Annotated in this window: 12 protein-coding genes; 8 read left to right on the forward strand and 4 right to left on the reverse strand. The window is 61.6% G+C overall.

Annotated elements, in window-relative coordinates; all coding sequences use genetic code 11:
* Positions 1–707: 707 nt before the first annotated feature.
* Complete coding sequence (locus N8H74_RS10225) at positions 708–3,119, reverse strand: glucose/quinate/shikimate family membrane-bound PQQ-dependent dehydrogenase (RefSeq protein WP_262147324.1); 2,412 nt, start codon at positions 3,117–3,119, stop codon at positions 708–710.
* 148 nt (positions 3,120–3,267) lie between these two features.
* On the reverse strand, positions 3,268–4,629 hold the full coding sequence (locus tag N8H74_RS10230; RefSeq protein ID WP_262147326.1) for a carbohydrate porin: 1,362 nt from the start codon (positions 4,627–4,629) through the stop codon (positions 3,268–3,270).
* A gap of 300 nt (positions 4,630–4,929) precedes the next feature.
* On the opposite strand from N8H74_RS10230, the gene N8H74_RS10235 reads away from it, so the two are divergent.
* Together N8H74_RS10235 and N8H74_RS10240 are read left to right on the forward strand one after the other, a co-directional pair.
* The gene (locus N8H74_RS10235; protein ID WP_065258699.1) at positions 4,930–5,160 is read left to right on the forward strand and encodes a VF530 family protein; all 231 of its coding nucleotides are present in this window, start codon (positions 4,930–4,932) and stop codon (positions 5,158–5,160) included.
* 1 nt (position 5,161) lies between these two features.
* A complete protein-coding gene (locus N8H74_RS10240; protein WP_262147329.1) occupies positions 5,162–5,800 on the forward strand; it encodes a Pr6Pr family membrane protein in 639 nt (212 codons plus the stop codon).
* A gap of 59 nt (positions 5,801–5,859) precedes the next feature.
* On the opposite strand, the gene N8H74_RS10245 is transcribed toward N8H74_RS10240, so the two are convergent.
* Together N8H74_RS10245 and N8H74_RS10250 are read right to left on the reverse strand one after the other, a co-directional pair.
* The gene (locus N8H74_RS10245) at positions 5,860–6,645 is read right to left on the reverse strand and encodes a siderophore-interacting protein (RefSeq protein WP_262147331.1); all 786 of its coding nucleotides are present in this window, start codon (positions 6,643–6,645) and stop codon (positions 5,860–5,862) included.
* A complete protein-coding gene (locus N8H74_RS10250) occupies positions 6,642–7,220 on the reverse strand; it encodes a PadR family transcriptional regulator (protein ID WP_262147333.1) in 579 nt (192 codons plus the stop codon). The genes N8H74_RS10245 and N8H74_RS10250 overlap by 4 nt, the downstream gene beginning before the upstream one ends.
* Positions 7,221–7,736: 516 nt before the next feature.
* On the opposite strand from N8H74_RS10250, the gene N8H74_RS10255 reads away from it, so the two are divergent.
* From N8H74_RS10255 to N8H74_RS10280, 6 genes are all read left to right on the forward strand, one after another.
* Positions 7,737–8,228 (forward strand): CS1 type fimbrial major subunit, encoded by a 492-nt coding sequence (locus tag N8H74_RS10255; RefSeq protein WP_217833706.1) that lies wholly within the window; start codon positions 7,737–7,739, stop codon positions 8,226–8,228.
* A gap of 102 nt (positions 8,229–8,330) precedes the next feature.
* The gene (locus N8H74_RS10260) at positions 8,331–10,853 is read left to right on the forward strand and encodes a CS1-pili formation C-terminal domain-containing protein (protein ID WP_262147338.1); all 2,523 of its coding nucleotides are present in this window, start codon (positions 8,331–8,333) and stop codon (positions 10,851–10,853) included.
* Positions 10,854–10,856: 3 nt separating this feature from the next.
* Entirely contained in the window at positions 10,857–12,089 is a 1,233-nt protein-coding gene (locus N8H74_RS10265) for a hypothetical protein (RefSeq protein WP_262147340.1), read from the forward strand.
* Positions 12,090–12,133: 44 nt separating this feature from the next.
* On the forward strand, positions 12,134–12,877 hold the full coding sequence (locus tag N8H74_RS10270) for a molecular chaperone (protein ID WP_262147341.1): 744 nt from the start codon (positions 12,134–12,136) through the stop codon (positions 12,875–12,877).
* 23 nt (positions 12,878–12,900) lie between these two features.
* Positions 12,901–13,401 (forward strand): CS1 type fimbrial major subunit, encoded by a 501-nt coding sequence (locus tag N8H74_RS10275; protein WP_262147343.1) that lies wholly within the window; start codon positions 12,901–12,903, stop codon positions 13,399–13,401.
* Between the two features lie 94 nt (positions 13,402–13,495).
* Positions 13,496–13,999 carry a fimbrial protein gene (locus N8H74_RS10280; RefSeq protein ID WP_262147345.1) on the forward strand — a complete coding sequence of 168 codons (504 nt, stop codon included), beginning with the start codon at positions 13,496–13,498 and terminating at the stop codon, positions 13,997–13,999.
* The last annotated feature ends 36 nt before the right edge of the window (positions 14,000–14,035 follow it).

Raw genomic sequence — 14,035 nt, forward strand, 5'->3', positions numbered from 1 at the left:
TGGTGGTTTCAATGGGGCTGGGTGTTTCTGGTTGTGTGTTCAGGGTTTTGACAGTTTTTGGGCTTTTGCTTTGGGCTTGGCGGCCTCTGGGGGGGTGAATATCCGTTTCTGCGGGTGTTGCGGCTGGCGGTTTCGCCCTGACGGTCGACTCCCTTTGGCAAACGCCCCAAAGGAAGCAAAGGTCTTGCCCCGGCGTACGGCCCCTCGCTGAGGCTCGGGGTTCCTTCGTTCCGGGATTCATCCGGGGGCATCGCCTACGGTTTGCTTCGCTGCACCTCCTCTCGATGTGTTTGGCTTCGCCAAACGGTCGCTGCGCTCCCACCCCCGGATAAATCCCTCCACTCAGCCTGCCGAAGGGGCCGGCACGGCAAGATCAAAAGCGGTACTCGAGCTAACGCTCATCGTGTTGAGTGGTGAGAAGCGGGTGCGGACTTCTCAGGCTGCCTTTGCCTTTGCCTTTGCCTTTGCCTTTGTTTTTGTTTTTGTGGGAGTGGGCTTGCCCGCGAAGGCGGCCTTCGGGCCGGCCTGGTTTTGGTGGGGGTACATATTCTTTACTGCCGCTGTGGTCAGTCCCCTCTCCCCCTGGGAGAGGGCAGCGTCCTCAAGTCCAGCAAAGCCCAATCATCCCGCGCATAAACCCTGAACGTAACCCACAAAAAAGGCGACACCCCTCACAGGGCGTCGCCTTCTTCAACGGTCGCTAATGCTTATTCGGACAGTTTGTAGGCAATCACGTAGTCGCCCATTTTGGTGCCCAGCGAGCCGTGGCCGCCGACCACCAGCAGGACGTATTGCTTGCCGTCCTTGCCGGTGTAGGTCATTGGGGTCGCTTGACCGCCCGCAGGCAGGCGCGCTTTCCACAGTTCCTTGCCGCTGTTGACGTCATACGCACGCAGGTACTGATCCAGGGTGCCGCTGAGGAAGCCGACGCCGCCGGCGGTGACGATCGAGCCGCCCATGCTTGGTACGCCCAGGTTCATGCCGATCGGGATTGGCGAGCTGTCGCGGCTGGTGCCGTTCTTGCGTTTCCACACGACTTTGCCGGTGGTCAGGTCGATGCCGGCGACGTAGCCCCAGGCCGGGGCCTGGCACGGTACGCCGAAGGGCGACATGAACGGGTGCATGATCACCGCATAAGGCGCGCCGGTGTTCGGCTGCACGCCGGCGGTTTCGCTCTCGCGCTTGCTGTCGGCGGCGACTTGGGCGCGTGGCACCATTTTCGAGACGAAAGCCATGTAGTTCGGGCTGGTGAACAGCATCTGGCGAACCGGGTCGACCGATACGCCGCCCCAGTTGAAGACACCGACGTTACCCGGATAGATCAGGCTGCCCTGTTCCGATGGCGGGGTGTACTGGCCTTCGTAGCGCAGTTCCTTGAACTGGATACGGCACAGCATCTGGTCGAACGGGCTGGCGCCCCACATGGCTTTTTCGGTCAGTTCCGGAGCCAGCAGGTTGAGGTCCGAACGGGCCTGGGTCGGGGCGGTGTGGTCACCTTTCACGGCGCCTTGCGGAACCGGGATTTCCTTGATCGGAATGATCGGCGTGCCGTCGCGACGGTCGAGGACGTACAGACTGCCCTGCTTGGTCGGGGCGATCAGGGCCGGTTTCACACCGTCGGCGGTTTTCATGTCGAGCAGGGTTGGCTGGCTGCCGACGTCCATGTCCCACAGGTCGTGGTGGGTGAACTGGTAGTTCCAGCGGACCTTGCCGGTGCCCAGGTCGAGGGCAACGACGCCGGCGCTGAATTTCTCGGCGCCCGGGGTGCGGTCGGCGCCCCACTGGTCAGGGGTCTGGTTGCCCAGTGGCAGGTACACCATGCCGAGTTTTTCGTCGACGCTGGCCAGCGACCACATGTTCGCCGAGTTGCGGCTGTAGATCTTGCCGGGAGCCAGAGGTTCGGTGGCGTCCGGGTTGTTGCTGTCCCAGTTCCACACCAGATGACCGTCGCGTACATCGTAGGCACGAATCACGCCCGATGGCTCGTTGGTCGACTCGTTGTCGGTGACGTGGCCGCCCATGATCACCAGGTCCCGGGTGATCGCCGCTGGCGACGTGGAGTAGTAGCCACCGGCGGTGAACGGGCCGATGCCTTGGGTCAGGTCGACCACGCCGTTGTTGCCGAAGCCTTCGCAGATCTTGCCGGTGTCGGCGTTCAGCGCGATCAGGCGGGCGTCGGCGGTCGGCAGGTAGAGGCGACGCGGGCAGGCCTGGGCCACGGCTTTGCCGGCTTCGGAGATGACCGCCGAGGCGGCGTTTTCAGACTTGGCGTAGGCCGCTTCGTCGTAGTACGACACGCCACGGCAGGTCATGTGGGCGAAGCCCTTGAAGCCGACCGGGCTCTTGATCTGCGGGTCGAAGCGCCACAGTTCCTTGCCGGTGTCCGGGTCCAGCGCCAGCACCTTGCTGTGAGCGGTGCACGCGTAAAGCATGCCGTTGGCTTTCAGCGGGGTGTTTTCGTTGGTCAGCTCCACCGGATCATCGGCGGTCGGCAGGTCGCCGGTCTGGATGCGCCAGGCCTCTTGCAGTTTGCCGACGTTGGCCGGGGTGATCTGCTTGAGCGGCGAGTAGCGGTCACCGAATTCGGTGCGGCCGTAGGCCTGCCAGTCGCCGTCCGGCATTTGCGGGGCGGTGCTGGTGGTGTCGGCGGTGTCGCGACCCAGTTCACCGAAGATTTCGCCCGGGTGGGTGAACAGGCTGGCCAGGGCGGTGACGCCGGCCAGAATCACGGCCACGGTCAGGCCGCCGGAGCCCAGGGGAGCAGGACCGTTGAGCAGCAGCGGGCGACGGAACCACGGCAGCAGCATCACGAAGCCGAGGACAAACCAAAGTGCCAGACGTGGCACCAGTTGCCACCAGTCCAGACCTACTTCCCACAGTGCCCATACGGTGCTGGCAAACAGCACGATGGCGTACAGGCCCAGTGCTGCGCGGCGACGCATCAGCAACAGGATGCCGGTCAGCGCGATGCCGATACCGGCCAGCAGGTAGTACAGCGAGCCGCCGAGCGTGCTCAGCTTGATTCCCCCGGCCAGCATGGCCAGGCCCATCAGTAGAAGCAGAATACCGAGCAGGCTCGGTAGCAGACGGCCTCGACTCGAAGCACTTTCGGTGCTCATAGTGTGGTTCTCCGTGACGTTTCAAGTAGTCCCGCGCTGTAGTCACTTTAGATGACGATCGGGCGCGGGCATGGTTCAGATAAAAACTTGTGTAGCTATCGAATTTCATTTGTGGGAGCTCGCTCCCACACGGGTTTTCAGTTGTGCTTTAGAACGAGGACTGGATCTTGATCCCGCCGATCAGCGCGTCATCGACCTTGTCCACGCCACCGGGATGGCGGATGTACTGCAGGTTCGGGCGCACGGTCAGCCAGTTCGTGACGTGTACGCCGTAATAGAGCTCGGCGCTGTATTCGGTGTCCTGCGGCGGCAGGAACGATGGATCGTCGTAGTCGTAGACGGCGCGGGCCTGGTTGGTCGCTTCGGCGTTCTTGCGGTAGGCCGGGTTGACGTGGACGCGGGCCAGGGCAAAACCGATGTCGTCCCTGGCGCGGGCGTCGAACAGGCCTTTGTAGACGAGGCCGGCCTGCACGTAGTTGTCGATCGCGTTGGTCTTCTTGTCGTGCATCGTGCCGTTGGCGAACAGGCTCAAGCCGCGACTGTCGTCGCTGGCAACGCTGGTGATTTGCTGCTGGAGGCCCAGCCACACGCCATGTTTGCTCGACGCGCTGCGGTAGGCCTCGCCAGTGAGGGCGGCCGGCTGGCCGTTGCGATCCTTGTAGGCGTCGGTGGCTTTGGCGTTGCTGTAGTAATAACCGGCGCGGTACTCGCCCGGCAGGCCGTTGAGCTTCGGTGTCCACACCAGTTCCACCGGGAGGATCGCGCCCTGGGTGCCGCTGCCGCTGAGCTTGAAGCCGTTGCCGCGATCAAGGTTCGACGGGTTCTGCTCATAGGCGCCGACCTGCGCGTACAACTCCGGCGTCAGGTGATATTTGACCCGCAGCGCCCACTGGCTGACCGGCCAGTTGTACCAGATGCCGCCGACCCAGTTGCCGACCTGCGAGCCGCAGAACGCCAGGTTCTGGAAGTCGCAGGGGAAGCTGTTGAAGTCTTCGCCTTCGCCGAAGCGGCCGACCTTGATGTCGAGTTTCTGGTCGAAGAATTTCTGCTGATACCACATCTGCGTCAGACGGGTGGTCTGGCCGCGACCCCAGACTTCCTGGGCCGAGGTGAAGCCACCGACGCGCGGGTCGTTGATGCGGTCGTTGCTGATGTTGTTGCCGCTGCGCTTGGTCACGGTCAACTGGAATTCGGCGTCGTTCCAGCCCAGCAGTTTTTGCAGATCCAGATGCGTGCCGAGGCCGAACTGATCGCTGTAGCGTGCCGTGCGGTCATGGTCGTAGCCGCCGTGCAGGTTGCTGCCCATTTCGCCGACGTAATCGAGCTTGAAGTCGATGCCTTTTTCCGAGAGTTCGCTGCGGGCGCCATTCCAGTCACCGAGCATGTACGGTGAATCGCTGTCGAAGGCCGCAGCGGCCTGGGTGCAGGTGGCGAGGCCGAGGGCGGTGCAGCCGCCGATCAGGCGCAGGGTTGAGACAGCGCTGTCTCGGAGAAACGGAAAATCGGGCATGAAGAGGTCTTTCTTGATCTTTTTTGGGGAATGCGCTGAGCGCTACAATTTGACGCAGACAGTGAAGCGATTCAGCAGGAGGGCCGCAGGATAATGGTCTGTTACAAAAAGACAAAGGTCTTTTGCTGACATGAATTCTTTCGGATTCGGTAACAGTGCGGCAAAACGGCACATTGCCGGGGGCGTCACCGGCTGCGATCTTTCGCGGTTGGCCTACATTTGAAGGAAGGCCTTCCACCCGAACACCCCCTCGGCTAAGGTGCGCGGCTTTCGCATTTTCAATTCGCCCAAAGGCCCGGCATGAACGAACACAACCCCGATCCACTGCACGGCGTGACCCTCGAGCAAATCCTCAATGCGCTGGTGACCCACTACGAATGGTCGGGGCTGGCCGAGCGTATCGACATTCGTTGCTTCAAGAGCGATCCGACCATCAAGTCGAGCCTCACTTTCCTGCGCAAGACGCCATGGGCACGGGAGAAGGTCGAGCGGCTGTACGTCAAGCTGATGCGCACCAAGCGTCCGCTCTGAGATGGACGCCGTGCTGCGGCGCCGCTTGATCGCGCTGACGGCCGTGCTCGGCTGGGCCGGCCTGAGCATTCAGTTGTATCTGATTTTTTTCGCCCGCCTGGGTGTCGGCGCCAGTCTGCTGGGCGGCCTGGTGAGTTTCTTCAGCTACTTCACGGTCCTGACCAACACCCTGGTGGCGGTGGTGCTGACCTGCGCGGTCACCGAGCGCGAATCCGCCGCGCGCCGCTGGTTTCTGCAGCCGTCGGTGAGCAGTGCGATCGCGGTGAGCATCGCCCTGGTCGGCCTGGCCTACAACATTTTGCTGCGCCATCTCTGGCATCCCCAGGGCTGGCAGTTCATTGCCGACGAATTGCTTCACGACATCATGCCGCTGCTGTTCCTCGGTTACTGGTGGTTGTGCGTGCCGAAGGGGACGTTGCGTCTGACGCATCTGCCGCTGTGGCTGATCTATCCGCTGGTGTACTTCGCCTATGCGCTGTTGCGCGGGCATCTGCTGGGGGCCTACGCCTATCCGTTCATTGATGTGGCGCTGCTGGGTTATCCACAGGTGTTCATCAATGCGGCGGGGATTTTGGCGGGGTTCGTGGGGATCGGTTTAGGGGTGATCGGCATTGACCGCTGGCGGGGAAGGCGCAACTGAAGCTGTCTGTGGGCTTTGTGGGAGCGGGCAAGCCCGGCTCCCACAAGGGAAGGCGCCCGTCACTCCTCTTCGGAACCCTCGGCGCGCCAGTAACCCACGGCCTTCACGAACTGCTCATCCAGCCCATGCTCGTCGAGCAGCACCCGGCGGATCTGCCGTGAGACTTTGGTTTCCGTTGCCACCCACGCGTACAGATTGCCCTTGGGCACCTGCAGCTGCTTCACGGTGGTCATCAGGTTGTCCTTGCCGCCTTCGCGCAGTACCCAGATCACATTGACCTGCGCCGCACTTTCCAGCGCCTGCTGTTCGCGACCGTTTTCCACTTCGATCACCACCAGCGCCTTGCGATTGGCCGCCATGCCTTCGAGGCGGCGGGCGATGGCGGGGAGCGCGGTTTCGTCGCCGATCAGCAGGTAGCTGTCGAAAATGTCCGGCACGATCATCGAACCGCGCGGCCCGCCGATGTGCAGGAACTGCCCCGGTTGCGCCTGTTCGGCCCAGGTCGAGGCAGGGCCGTCGCCGTGCAGGACGAAGTCGATCTCTAGCTCAAGCTTGTCGAGGTCGTAGCGGCGCGGGGTGTAGTCGCGCATCTCGGGCATCGGCCCGTCGTTCTTGCCGGCACCCAGTACCAGGTTTTCCAGCGCGGCGGCTTGTTCGGCATTCTGCGGAAACAGCAGTTTGACGTGATCGTCGGTGCCCAGGCTGATGAAACCGGCCAGTTCCGGGCCGCCGAGGGTGATGCGGCGCATGCGCGGGGTCAGGTCGACCACGCGCAGCACTTGCAGGCGGCGACGTTTGATTTCATGCATCACGCGGTGAATGGTGAGGTTATCGACTGCGCTCATTCGGCGTTCTCCGATACGGTTGTTCCAACGGCGGGGCCGTCGACGATGGCTTTGGCGGTGTCGTTGAGCAGGGCCGCCACCCGTTTGATTTCGTCCGGGCTCCAGCGCCCGTGGTGCATTTGCAGGGCGTGGCGCAGGTTGTGCACCGCTTCGTGGATTTCCGGCGGTCGGTCGTGGCCGCGCAACGAGCGCTTGCTGACATCGATGCGCATGCGCACGCCATCGAGGGCGACGGCCTGTTCGCTCAGGAACACACGTCCGGCCTCGGTCACCGCGTAGCGTTTCTTGCCACCTTCGGCGTCGCCGCTGATCAATTCGCTTTCTTCCAGAAACGTCAGGGTCGGGTAGATCACGCCGGGACTCGGGCTGTAGGCGCCGTCGAACAGGCCTTCGATCTGGCGGATCAGGTCGTAGCCGTGGCACGGCTGCTCGGCGATCAGCGCCAGCAGGAGCAATTTCAAATCACCAGGGGCGAAAACCCTGGGGCCACGGCCGCCGCGTTCGCGCCCGGGACGTCTTTCGAAGCCGTCACGGCCGTCGCCGTGGGGGTGATGGGGGGAATGATGGTCTCTCATTTCTGTCTTCTCTCGTCGTGTTTAGATACAACTTAAGATATATCTTGAAAGGCAGGCAAGCCCTTTTTCCTCCGATTCCGGAGGTGCCGACGAGTGGTTTTCCCCAGAGAAAAGCCTGTTTGTCGAATGTCCGACGCACTTGCACTAAATAAATTCGTGGTCAAAAACAGTGACCTGAAAGTTAAAGCTGTGACTCTATAAAGTTGAGTATATGTTCTATAAATTGCCAATATCCCCGGTCTTGATAGTTTGAATGGCTGTATGGTTTTTTACCTGAAACTGTATGTAGGGAATAACTTACAGTTGAAGTTTTGAATATTGAATGTTTGGTGTTTTTTCTTGCTGGTCATAAGGTTGATGAACTACGAGACTGTGGGAAGTTGCCTGCTTACATTCCGGAGAGAACAGTCGATCATGCCTCGGCGTTGGAAGTTCAAAACCACTCGCCCTTTCGACCTGAGTTGTTTTGAACTTCCTCGCATCTGACCCCCTTAAAAGAAAACAAGGTACTGACCGATGTTCAAGAAAATTGCTTTCGCTGCGCCCCTGGCTGTCCTGGCTCTGAGTTCTTCCGTGGCCTTCGCCGCCGGTGAAGCCCGTCATTCGATCAGCCTGGTCGCCCACGTGCCGACCAACGGTTTCTATGTCGTTCCGACCGATTCGGATCTGGTCAACAAAGACCAGGACATGAGCTACCAGCCAAGCACCGGCAAGATGCGCGAAGTCAACGGTTTCTTCGATGTGCGCAACAACAGCGGTTCGGTTCACGCCAGCCTGGAAAGTGTTCCGCAACTGATTTACGGCAACCAGACCATTGCCCTGAAAGTGGAGTTCAACAACAAGGAACTGAACCAGACTCCGCAACTGGTTGTAGGTGAGTCGGAGTCCGACGTGAACTTCCGCGCGCCGATCAAGATCAGCGCCAACGGCAGCAACTACCTGCCGGGTGATTACACCGGTGTGGTCGCCATGACCTTCGATGCTGTGCCACCTGTGGTTCAGCCTTGATCGGGCGATTTGCGCTGACTGCCAAGTAGCGTTTCCCGGCGGGACACCTCAGCTGGTCTGTTCCGCCGGACTTCAACTTGTTCAAAATCAGAGTAAGAGTTCATGTTCCCGATGACACCCATCGCGGTTGCGCTTGCGTTGCTGTTTTGTGCCAGCGCGGCGGCGGCACCTGCTTCCTTGGGTACGACGCCTCGCAGCCTGCTGGCGCAGGCCAAGGGCCTGCCGGCAGATTTCGAGGAGCATTTCTTCGATGTTCCCCTGGCGGTGCGCATCGAGCTCGACCAGCAGCCTCTGGGCGAAGCATTGGTCGTGCTGTCGCGCGATGACCGCATCACCCTGCTCGAATTCACCGACACCAGCGAGAACCGCTACGGCCCGGCCGAGCGGGAGAGATGGGCCAGTTACCTTAAGCCCGGCGTAGCGCTTGGCGATTGCACCGGATCCTGTCCGGACAACGTGCTGGCGGTGCATTACAACCTGGAGAGTTCGCTGGTTTCGATCCTCACCCGCGACGCCGAGCGCGATCTCGAGGCACGGCGTTATTACGAGCAGCCCGAAGCCGGCAGCAGCGGTTTGATGGTGCGCAACCAGCTCAACCTCAACGGTGGCGAAGGCCAGGATACGGGCGGACGTTTCGGCCTGGAGGCGAGTGGCAGTCTGGGCAACTGGAGCCAGACCTTCAACATGCAAGTGGCGCGCATGGGCGGCCCGGACGACCAGCTGTACCACGCGGTGCATGAGCTTTACACCCAGCGCGAACTGCAAGGCAGTTTCTTTCGCCTGGGCTATTTCACCCCCAATTCCGAAGGCCTGACCCGGCAGCCGCGTACGTTTGGCACCAGCCCGGACACGGCGGTCGGTGTGATGTACGGCAGCTCCGACAGCCTGGCCATCAACAACGCGATGCCCAGCGTCTATCCGATCTACGTCACCGCCAACCGTCAGGGTTCGGTGGAGATTTATCGCGATGGTTTGCTGATCAACACCCAGCCGGTGCCGGCCGGTTTGCAGACCCTCGATACCCGGCCTTTGCCCGGCGGCATCTATGAAGTGGAAGTGCGTCTGGTCGAGGACGGCCAGATCACCTCCAGCACTCAGGAGCTGGTCTACAAGCCGAACAACTGGCGCAATCACGACGAGCGCTGGCGCTACAACCTGTTTGCCGGCGAGGAAAGCAAACTGCTGAGCAACTGGGATCGCCAGGCCAGCGGCAGCACCACGGCCGGGGCATCAATCAACTACCTGGCGCATCCACGGGTGATTCTCGGACTCTCGGCCCGTCAGGTGCGTGAGTCGCTGCAATACGGCACGTCCATCGACTGGACGGTGGGCAATCGCCTGAGCCTGTTTGCCAACGCCTATCAGACCCGTGACTACGGCACCGGGCTGGACCTGCAAAGCCTGTACAACTACGGCTCCGGCAGCCTGATCCTCAGCCACACCCGCAGCTGGCTGGACACCACCGACCTGTACGAAACCCTGCCCGACGGCACCCGCGTGCGGCAGCGCAACGTGTTCATCGGCCAGACCAGCAACTCGTCGCTGTCGATCAACCACCGGGTTGACCAGCGCAATGCCCTGAATGCGCGAGTCTCCCACAGCGAAGGCAACGTCGAAGGCGTGGGTGTCGATCTGGGCTGGAGCCGTCGCGCGGTGCTGTTCGGCAACGATGCCAACTGGCGTCTGTCGCTGTTCGACCGGCCAGGCAGTTTCAGCAGTGGCGATGATCGCAATCGCGGCGTCGATCTGAGCCTGAACCTGGCGATCGGCGCACCGGGCCAGCAGCTGACCGGCAGCATCGGTTCGCGTACCGACCGTGACGGTGGGCGTGACAACAACGCCTCCCTCGGCTGGCGCAAGGACTTCCAGGATCACGTCCTGCAGAACGTCTCGGTGACGGCCCTCAGCGACACCTACGGCATCGGTCTGTCGAGCCTGGCCAACTTCCGTACCGATTCGGTCAACGGCGATGGTTTCATCCAGCGCTCGTCCTATAACAACAACTTTACCGGCGGCCTGAACCTGGACAGCACCCTGGTCATCGGCAAGCAGAAAATGCTCATGACCAGCGAATACGAAATGCGCGGCGCCGGCATGATCGTCGACGTCGAGTCGGATATCGAAGACGTCATCCTGCGTGCCGACGACCTCAGTGGCGGTGGTGCGGCGTTGAAGCCGGGGCGCAATTTCATCCCGCTGACGGCGTACCAGAACAGCTCGGTGAGTTTCGACTTCGAAGGCAACCATGTGCCCGCCGCGACCATCGCGCCGGCACGCGCCCGCTACCACCTGAACAAGGGCGGCGTGGATTACCGCAAGGTTCGCGTGATGAAGACCCTCACCGTGCTCGGTCGCCTGGTGGATGAACAGGGCCGGCCGCTCAAGGGCCATCACGTGATCAACCACGCCAGTCGCGGGGTCACCGAAGTCGACGGGTTCTTCTCGATGGAAATGAATGCCGGTTCGCCGACCCTCGAAGTGCGCCGGGAAAACCGACTGCTGTGTCAGTTCCGCCTCGATGCGGATCGCCATCCCAGCGAAAACAACGTGTTGATGATCGGCGACTTGCGCTGCACGCCGGACACTCTCGCCGACGCGACATTCACTGAACAGAAGGCGGGTTGAGCCATGAACAAATTGATCAGTGGCCTGGGCCTGCTGGCCGCGCTGGGCATGGCCTCGGCTGAGGCGGCAAACCAGGAGATCCGGGCGTTGTTCCAGCCCGATTCGTCGCAGCCGAACAAGAACGTGTTCGTCAACCAGACGCCGAACAGCGGTTACTGCGCGATCTACCCCGCGCAGTGTGTGGACAACAATACGTTCAGCATCCAGCTGCCGATTCGCTTCGAGTCCGCCGGCCCCATCCTGCCCGGTACGCCGGGGGCCGACATCGGTTTGAAAGTACCGGCCAACTGGCGGCAACTGACGGTGACCAACCAGGCGACCGGCGAATCGGAAACCGTCGAAATCCGCATCACCGGCATCGGCTCGCAGTACATCCTGCCGCAGTCGGCCGCCAGCCTGGTCGGGGTGACGGACAGTCTGGAGGGCCATCGCCAGCTCTGGACCAATAACAGCTGGGTCAATGCGCCGGCGCCCTGTGGGTACAGCGGGGTGGGTGGCTACTATCCGGCGAACTACTGGTTCTTCTGGAAAGCGCCGGTGGAAGCCCTGTGCACCAAGACGGCGGCTTATCGGATCCCGTCCATGGCCTTCAGTGGCGTGGACATCGCCTACGAACTGCGCACACCCAATCCGCTGAGCATGTCCTCGGGGCTGTACACCGGTTCGCTGACCTACACCGTCGGCCCGGCCGGTGACTTTCAGATGGGCTCGATGATGATCCCCAACGACAGCAACATCACCTTGGACTTCGTGCTCGATGTGCAGCACACCCTCAAGGTCGAGTTGCCGCCGGGGGGCGACAAGGTGCAGATGGAACCCGAGGGCGGTTGGCATAGCTGGATCAATGCCGGGAAAAGGCCGACGGCCATCTACCGTGACCAGCAGTTCTTCCTCTCTTCGTCGAGCCGTTTCAAGGTGATGTTGCTGTGCGACGCAGCAGGGACGGGTGCCACGTTATGCAGTATGGGCGGTAGTGCCGGGCACTCGCGGTTCTCGATCAAGATGATCCTGCCCGACGGCATTGTCATGCCTGCCGAGAACCACCCCGGCAGCTATGCCTTCCCGCTGTACAACAACCTGTGGACCGGACCTTTCGAGCCGATGCGCTATGTCGATCGCAAGCCCGGCATCCTGCGCTTCTACATGGATAAATGGGACATCGACTTCATGCTCAAGCCCGGCACGAAAGGCACGATGCGCGGCAACGCCACCATCATCTGGGACTCGGAAGTATGAACCTCCGTGCCTGCTCAACTTCATTTTGCAAAGGATCAACGACGATGAAACGTCTGAGTTTGCTGTGGCTGCTCGCCGGGTTCTGCACGACTGCCCACGCCGGACCGCAGATCAATGTCGGCACGGTGTACGACTACCTCGACGGCAGCAAGAGCACCTACCTGAAGCGGGTCTTCAACAGCGGCGACAGCACCGCGTTCGTCAAGGTCAATGTGCTGGAAATCGTCTACGAGGCGGACGGTACGCCGAATGAAATCCCGGTCGAGGCCTCGGCCGACGGCGCTTCGCGCAACGGCCTGATGGCCAGCCCGGCACGCCTGATCATCCCGGCCGAAGGCATGCAGGGCACACGCCTGCTGTACATGGGCGAGCGTGAGCGCGAGCGCTATTTCCGCGTGCGGTTCGTACCGGTGGTGCCGGAAAAGGAAGACGACTTCGTGGTCTCCAGCGAGGAGCGTGAAGACTACAAGAAGACTCTCTCGGCCGGAGTCAACGTGATGACCGGGTTCGGCACGGTGTTCTTCGTGCGGCCGCTCAATGCGCGCTACGACACGCAGATCAACGACGGCGCCAGCCGCTATGAAGTCAAGAACAACGGCAACACGGTGCTGGTGGTCGATGAGTTCAAGAGCTGTTCGCTGACCGATGAAACCGATTGCGGTGCCACCGTCAAACACCATGTGCTGGCCGGGCGCACCTTCGGTTTCGACAAGGAGCAGGGCCGCGAGTACCGCTTCAAACTGGTCGAAGGCGAGCACAAGCAGGACCTCAAGGTCGTGAGCCGCTGACTCCCATGCAACAAGGAACGCACATGAACAAGCAATGGCTCACCGCCGTCATGGCGGCTATGACCGGCCTGATGGCCGCCACCACCTGGGCGGCGCGCGAGACGCTGAATTTCGAGGTTTCGGTGACGGTGCCCAGCCGGCCTTTCTACATCATTCCGTCCGAACCCAACTGGATCCACCGTCCCCAGCACCTGGTGTGGAACTACTCGGACTCGACGCTGAGCAGGCTCAGCAGACATTTCGATGTGCGCCACGACACCAGCGCCATCGAGGCCCGCCTGGAAACGCCACCGCACCTGGCCACCGGCAGGCCGGGAGAAATCATCGGCCTGCGGGTGCGCTTCAACGGCGTCGAGCTCAGCGATCAACCGGCGTTTCGCCAGGTGTTGAGTCAGGAAGAAGCCGCTGCGGGCAGGCGTGTGCTCCTGGAAGTCGACCCGATCATTCCGGTCGGCGGTTACCGGCCTGGCGAATACAGCGGCAACTTGCTGATGCTGTTCAACGCCAGAGCGCCGGGACAATGAACGGCGTCGGCCATTGATCGAGGAAGACGGTCGTCGCCACACCACAAAAACCGCCAGGGAGGCGGTTTTTTTATCGATGCAAAAAGGAAGTGACATGATCAAGCAAGCGGTCATTGCCGTCTCCGTGGGCGTGTCGCCGCCCCTGGCGGAATCGGCGTTAGCGGCGCAGGAGAAACACGTCTTTGAAGTTTCGGTAGACATTCCGACCCTGGAATTCTATGTGATACCCAGCGAGTCGGACTGGATCCACCTCCAGCAGGCGTTGCCCTGGAATCTCGCGACCTCGACCCTGGGCAGCCTGCGCAAGAACTTCGATGTGCGCACCGACAGCAGCGCCATCGAAGCGCGCCTGGAAAGCTTCGCCATTCTGTCCAGCGGCCAGGACTCGCGGGACGACATCAGTCTGCGGGTCACCTTCAACGGGGTGGAACTGAGCCACAACCCGACTCCGCGCCAGGTGGTTTCGCGCGAGGAAGCGGTGGCGGGCAAGCGCGTGTTGCTGCAAATCGAACCGAGGCCGCATGTCGAAGGCTACAAACCGGGGGATTACTACGGCAGCGTCAACATCATTTTCAATGTCGCGGCCCCGGCGGGCTGATTGCCTGCAGCGCTGTTCAAGCAAGGAGCGGGTAAT

Origin of the sequence: Pseudomonas sp. B2M1-30 (assembly GCF_025447575.1) — a bacterium.
GTDB classification, from domain to species: domain Bacteria; phylum Pseudomonadota; class Gammaproteobacteria; order Pseudomonadales; family Pseudomonadaceae; genus Aquipseudomonas; species Aquipseudomonas botevensis.

Bases quoted from the DNA above. Each gene is read 5' to 3' on its own strand.
- N8H74_RS10250 (WP_262147333.1), bottom strand. From the start codon at position 7,220: ATGAGAGACCATCATTCCCCCCATCACCCCCACGGCGACGGCCGTGAC.
- N8H74_RS10225 (WP_262147324.1), bottom strand. From the start codon at position 3,119: ATGAGCACCGAAAGTGCTTCGAGTCGAGGCCGTCTGCTACCGAGCCTG.
- N8H74_RS10280 (WP_262147345.1), top strand. From the start codon at position 13,496: ATGATCAAGCAAGCGGTCATTGCCGTCTCCGTGGGCGTGTCGCCGCCC.
- N8H74_RS10265 (WP_262147340.1), top strand. From the start codon at position 10,857: ATGAACAAATTGATCAGTGGCCTGGGCCTGCTGGCCGCGCTGGGCATG.
- N8H74_RS10235 (WP_065258699.1), top strand. From the start codon at position 4,930: ATGAACGAACACAACCCCGATCCACTGCACGGCGTGACCCTCGAGCAA.
- N8H74_RS10245 (WP_262147331.1), bottom strand. From the start codon at position 6,645: ATGAGCGCAGTCGATAACCTCACCATTCACCGCGTGATGCATGAAATC.
- N8H74_RS10230 (WP_262147326.1), bottom strand. From the start codon at position 4,629: ATGCCCGATTTTCCGTTTCTCCGAGACAGCGCTGTCTCAACCCTGCGC.
- N8H74_RS10255 (WP_217833706.1), top strand. From the start codon at position 7,737: ATGTTCAAGAAAATTGCTTTCGCTGCGCCCCTGGCTGTCCTGGCTCTG.
- N8H74_RS10270 (WP_262147341.1), top strand. From the start codon at position 12,134: ATGAAACGTCTGAGTTTGCTGTGGCTGCTCGCCGGGTTCTGCACGACT.
- N8H74_RS10260 (WP_262147338.1), top strand. From the start codon at position 8,331: ATGTTCCCGATGACACCCATCGCGGTTGCGCTTGCGTTGCTGTTTTGT.
- N8H74_RS10275 (WP_262147343.1), top strand. From the start codon at position 12,901: ATGAACAAGCAATGGCTCACCGCCGTCATGGCGGCTATGACCGGCCTG.
- N8H74_RS10240 (WP_262147329.1), top strand. From the start codon at position 5,162: ATGGACGCCGTGCTGCGGCGCCGCTTGATCGCGCTGACGGCCGTGCTC.